Below are 1,999 nucleotides of genomic sequence, written 5' to 3' on the forward strand. Positions count from 1 at the left end.
CGTCCCACAGCGCGTTCTGGTGGATATCGTTGCGGCCCAGCGGGCAAACCGCATAGTGGCCGGTGATAATCATGCCGACGCCGCCCTGTGCAAGCTCCCGGTACAGCCCCATCTGGAACTCGCTGACCGTGCCGTCCTCGTTGCCCGCGTAGTCGTTCGTCGCACTGCGCGCCACATGGTTTTTAAACGTCACGTGCGGGAAGCGTACTTCCTCAAAAATCTTACTCATGCCATTACCCTCCATCAGCACTTACTCTCTGCCTTCCAGTTTAGCAGAAAGCGCGCCTTTTGTCTAACCCCGCGCGGCATTTTATTGGAACTTATAGGCATAGGCAAAGCGGAAGCCATAGGTATGGGAGGCAAAGAAGATGGAGCCGCGGAAATGCAGCGTGCGCGGCGTTTCCAGGATAAACAGGTATTTTACGCCGTCAATACGCGCGATCGGTTCCATGCCCTCGTGCAGGATATCGAGCGTCTTGCCCGTCCGCCTGCTGTAGGCGATCAGTTCATCGGTAAAATCGGCACGGTCCATAATCGGCTGATCCGGTTCAAACCAGAAGCTCGGCTTCGGCAGGATATTGCGCGCATAGGTCAGGCAGTCCCAGATGATATTGATAAACGCGCCGCCCTTGCCTTCCCTTGTCTCGATTTCATGCAAATAGCGTTCCGGTTCCAGCGCGTCGAGCGACGGGTTCGCCGTATGCAGCATGTCGCAGACCGATTTCATCTGGAACAGGCGCTCCTGCTCGTCGCGGATCTCCTGTTCCCGCAACTCGATGCAGTCGCGCAGCAGGATCTTCCCTTCCAGGCACAAACGGATCATGTCCAAGGAGACGCCGAGCTTGCGCAGGAGTTTGATCTTTTTCAGCGTTTCCACATCGGTATCACTGTAGGTACGGTATTTGTTCTGGTTTTCCCGCGCAGGCGACAGCAGGCCTTCCTTCTCATAAAAACGGATATTCTTGGCCGTGATCCCGGTCAGCGCTTCGACCTCTTTGATTCTCATCGCAATCCCTCTTTCCGGTACTTGATACCCCTATCAAACACCTTCCACCCGATGGAAAGTCAAGGCTTTCCCGTTGGGTTTTGTAAAAATTCGCGTACCGCGGCGTTAAAAGCTTCCGGCTGTTTGGCCGCGCAAAAATGGTCGCCGCCCGGCAGCAGGCACAGCCTTGCGTGCGGGATCGCCTGCGCGATTCTGCGTGTGTGCGGCTCCAGGATCATGTCCCTTTCCCCTGCAATCACCAGCGTGGGCGCGGCGATGCGGCGCAGGTCGGCGAACGTCACGCCGTAGCCGTGCACCATCAGCCCCAATACGTCCCTTTTCCTGCGCGCCTGCGCGCTGAAGCACCCAAACAGGCGCAGGAGCGCATAGCCGGATATGACGGGGAGCTGAACCGACGGCTTGACCGCGAGCATATTGATATTTGCGCCGTTCAGAATAAGCCGGCCGACATACGACGGGTAGCGCAGCGCGAACAGGAGCGCGAGGTTCCCGCCGTCGCTGAAACCGAGGATATGCGCCTTTGCAATGCCCAACGTGTCAAGCAGCGCCCGCAGATCCTCTGTAAAAAGGCCGAAGGAAAGGCCGCGCGCCCCTGTCTCGGAGCGGCCATGCCCGCGGCTGTCCACCGCAATGATGCGATATTCCCCGGAAAACGCCTCGACCTGGTGGGCAAAATACGTGCTGTCCTCCCCATTGCCGTGCAGCAGGACGAGCGGCTCCCCCGCCCCATATTCATAGTATGCAATTTTAATGCCGTTGCAATGTGCGAAAGCCGGCGCATCAAACATTCCGTCCCCTCCCAAAAGGATTTATTCTAGCGTAACATAACACCACACGCGGGGTCAAACAGGAAAAAGCGGCGACCCCCAAAGGATCGCCGCTAAAAATGTAGGCGCTGCGTTATCTTCCCGGGCCGTCGCCAGCCAAGTATTGTCACCGTTAACGAGCTTAACTACTGTGTTCGGTATGGGAACAGGTGTACCCTCGTCACCA

General features: G+C 57.3%; 3 protein-coding genes and 1 rRNA gene. All 4 read right to left on the reverse strand.

Features of this window, described 5'->3' with window-relative positions:
• Positions 1-229, reverse strand: a 229-nt coding sequence (locus CZ203_RS04540; protein WP_456236185.1) for an oxidoreductase, incomplete at its 3' end; no start/stop codon positions are given.
• A gap of 81 nt (positions 230-310) precedes the next feature.
• The gene (locus CZ203_RS04545; protein WP_087064985.1) at positions 311-1,006 is read right to left on the reverse strand and encodes a MerR family transcriptional regulator; all 696 of its coding nucleotides are present in this window, start codon (positions 1,004-1,006) and stop codon (positions 311-313) included.
• A gap of 59 nt (positions 1,007-1,065) precedes the next feature.
• A complete protein-coding gene (locus tag CZ203_RS04550; RefSeq protein ID WP_087064986.1) occupies positions 1,066-1,794 on the reverse strand; it encodes an alpha/beta fold hydrolase in 729 nt (242 codons plus the stop codon).
• 99 nt (positions 1,795-1,893) lie between these two features.
• Positions 1,894-1,999 (reverse strand): 5S ribosomal RNA (gene rrf / locus CZ203_RS04555); the annotation flags it as partial.

The sequence above is a fragment of the Intestinibacillus massiliensis genome (assembly GCF_900155735.1).
GTDB lineage: Bacteria > Bacillota > Clostridia > Oscillospirales > Butyricicoccaceae > Intestinibacillus > Intestinibacillus massiliensis.